General features: G+C 39.7%; 2 protein-coding genes. Both read right to left on the reverse strand.

What is annotated here, in order from left to right:
• Positions 1-938: CofH family radical SAM protein (locus FJ218_11085; protein ID MBM4167444.1), on the reverse strand; the 938-nt coding region annotated here is incomplete at its 3' end.
• 99 nt (positions 939-1037) lie between these two features.
• Complete coding sequence (gene mqnE, locus FJ218_11090; GenBank protein MBM4167445.1) at positions 1038-2906, reverse strand: aminofutalosine synthase MqnE; 1869 nt, start codon at positions 2904-2906, stop codon at positions 1038-1040.
• Positions 2907-3695 lie beyond the last annotated feature (789 nt).

Below are 3695 nucleotides of genomic sequence, written 5' to 3' on the forward strand. Positions count from 1 at the left end.
AACGTTCCGCCAAAATCATCGCCGCCAAAATGCAACGCAATTTGTCCCGTCTTTTTTCCCTCCGAAAACCACGACGCTTGAATATGTTGAAAGTTATCGAGATAAATTCTGCTGAATGCAATCATTTGCAAATACCGCGACGACGAAGCATACTGCGGAATAATTTTTTCGAGCGGCGTATTTCCCGGCTTAAAACTCCACGGAACAAACGCCGTAAATCCGTGAAACTCATCTTGCAACTTGCGAATGCTTTCAAGATGAATCATTATATCTTCATCCGTTTCAATATGCCCGTACATCATAGTTGCTGTTGATTTAAAACCAATGCGATGCGCTTCTCTCATCACGTTCAACCAATCTTCCGACGTTCCTTTCGAACTCGAAATTTTTCGTTTCACTTTATCCGAAAGAATTTCTGCACCGCCGCCGGGAATTGTTCGCATCCCAACGTTCCACAACTGTTGCAACACTTCACGTATTGAGAGTTTTGAAACTTCTGCCATTGCAATTATTTCCGAAGTTGAAAAAAAATGCGGATGAACTTGCGGAACTTCTTTCACCGTTCGCTCGACCATTTCCAAATAATATTCAAACGGAAGTTCGGGATTAACTCCGCCCTGCAATAAAATTGTTGTTACACCTTTCTCTGCTGACGTTTTGAAATTCTGAATCATTTCATCAACACTGTGCGTATACACTCCTTCTTCGCCGGGATGACGATAGAACGCGCAAAAGATACAATCAATGTTGCAGACGTTTGTGTAATTCGGGTTTGAATCAACAACAAACGTAACGTAGTTGTTTGGATTTTTACTGAAACGAATTTCGTTAGCCAACTCGCCAAGGTCAAGAAGTTCTGCGTGTTGCAATACTTCCAATCCTTCGTCGGAAGAAATGCGTTCGTTGTTTCTAATTTTTTTGTAAATGTCGTGGAGCATAATTTTTTGCCACAAATTACACAAATTACTACTTAGTTCTAATTCGCAAAATTCGTGGCTTACTTTCTTCTTTAAAATACTAACTTACCAACATTCTTTCTACTGCACCACTTTCTCTCGCTCTCGTTCCATCAAAAACTTAAACACTTGCATTGCGTTGCGTTCGCGTTCGCCGAGATGATAATTGAATCCTTGCAAGTATTCGACAATTTCTTGTTGCGAAAGACCGAGCGTTTTTCCGTGATACAGACCGATTGTTTCTAAATTGTCTTCGCCGTTTTCAATTGAGCGCTGCAAAATTTCTTTCAGCGTTTCTTTCTTTTCGTCGGAAAGATTTTTTTTCATCGCCCACACTGCAAAAACGAACGGAAGTTTTTGCCATTCGTACCATTCCGTTGCCAAATCGAAAAGTAGTTCAAAACCGAAATACAAATGATGTTTCGCTTGCAACGCAGTATCGCCAATGAGCAGCACGGCATCGTATTGCGCATAATCATTCACGCCACTGTGCATACGTTCAAAACGCGCTTTCACTTTGTATTTTTTTTCGAGCAGCACTTTCAACAGTTGAACCGATGTTGCTGTTTCATCCGTAATGCCAATGCGTCTGCCGTTCAAATCTTCCCACACAAAATTAGAAAATAACATCACACTTTTTACTTGGTCGCGCGTTGCAATACATCCGTTGAGCAATTCAAAATCGTTTTCCTGTTCGAGATAATCCACAAGCGAAAAAAGTCCCGCATCAATTTGTTCGCGCTTCGCAAGTTCTCCCATTCGTCGCGGCGCAATTGGTAAAATTTTAAATTGCTGTTTCTCCATCACATTGTAAAACGGGGTTGCGTTGAGATATGGAATTTTTCCAATCACGTTCTCCGCATAAATGTTGATGGGATTGTAATAAATATCGCGCTCCACCGGAATTTTTCCCGCATCACGAATTATTTTTACAAGTTGATTCTTCGCAAGTTTCATCGGCGAAATTGCTCCGGCATCGTGCGCAATTCGTTCTTCACCAACCGTTCCATCCATATCGTCTGCGCCGAAATTGAGCGCAACGCTTGCAACTTCTTCCGTGAGCATCACCCAATACGCTTTGATATGCGGAATGTTATCGAGCATCAATCGCGAAATTGCAATCGTTTTCAAATCGTCAATCGCGGAAGTATATTGCGAACGCGGTTTGATATTGGTATCGCCGGGTTGAAACGCAAGCGGAATGAACGAAAGAAATCCGTTCGTTTCATCTTGCAACTCGCGCAGTTTCAGCAAATGCACAATGCGTTCTTCGAGCGTTTCGATATGTCCGTAAAGCAACGTGCAGTTTGTCGGAATTCCCATTTTGTGCGCAGTGCGATGAATATCCAACCACACTTTCGCGCCGATTTTTTGATTGAACAAAAGTCGTCGCACACGTTCCGAAAAAACTTCTGCGCCACCGCCGGGCATTGTTCGTAATCCTGCTTCAACAAGTTGTCGTAACACTTCTTCAATCGGCAAGTGAAATTTTTTATGAAAAAAATCTATTTCAACAGCAGTGAACGCTTTGATGTCAATGTTCGGAAAATGTTTTTTGATATCGCGCAAAATATTCAAGTAACGTTCCCATTCCCAATCTGCCGGCATTCCAGCGGTGATGTGAACTTCGTGCAACTCGTGCGACAATTTAGAAAGAATTTCTTCCGTCGTCATTTCATACGCGTCGGGTTTTCCTTTTTTCGTTGCGAAGTCGCAGAACTTGCAGGAGAGAACGCAAATGTTTGTCGGCTCGATTTTTCTGTTCAGCACGAAATACACAGCGTCGCCGCTTTTTTGCTGCTGGACGTAATGCGCCATTTTTCCCAGCGAAATAAAATCGTTGGTTGCATACATCGCAAGTCCATCTTCCAGCGTCAGTCGTTCGCCGTTTTGAACTTTCGTAAAAATTGTTTCGAGTTGTTTATCTCGGAAGGTGATGTTGGTGGTCATTTATTTTTCTTCGACTTTACAAATTCATCAATGATTGGAGAAAGTGTTTTTGTCATTTCTATCATTTCGATTCTCATTTTCTCGACCCAATTTTCCCAATCGTTAATGTCAAATTTCGGTGGCTCTTCAATTTTGATTGCAAGATACTCATTCTTGAATTTCTCATAACGAGATATAAACTTCTTTTTAACGTTACCTTTCAGTCTTTCCATAATAAACAGAATTAAATCATTTGTAAAAGAAATATGTGAAGGGGATTTCTGATCATTACTTTTTACAAACACTCCGATATCAACATTAAGATTTAAATCATAGGATAGTGAAAATCCAATTTCAAACTTTCCTATTTTCCAATTTACATTTCTATATATCCAATCCTTATTGCCATCGAGGTCTGCATCATCTATGACAAATTTTTGTTTTTTAAAATCTTCTCTAAAACCCAAAAAGAGCCAGTTTAAAATATCTTGTTTTTGTTTTTCAACGTTTTTGATTTGGTCAGTTAGTTTTTCGAGATTATTTTTAGCAAGCAAAAGTTTAGTGGCATTTGTTATAATTGGTTTTTTCATATTTGGATCTGGTTGATTTAAAAGTTTATAGCGAATTGTTTCAATATAATCGCCAACGAATTCCTTTGCTTTACTGTTTTCATTTTCTAAACCTTCTTTTATACCTTCATAAAGTAAATCTGCTAATTCTTTATAACTCAAAGGTTCTACTCGTTCTTTTCTTTCTTTGACACTTGTCGGCCAATCACCGTCCTTGTTTAAATAAATAAGACATCCATCG

It is taken from the genome of Ignavibacteria bacterium (assembly GCA_016873775.1).
Taxonomy (GTDB): domain Bacteria; phylum Bacteroidota; class Ignavibacteria; order UBA10030; family F1-140-MAGs086; genus JAGXRH01.

What these genes read in the sequence shown, in the direction of transcription:
- mqnE (MBM4167445.1), bottom strand. Translation starts at nt 2,906, where the DNA reads ATGACCACCAACATCACCTTCCGAGATAAACAACTCGAAACAATTTTT.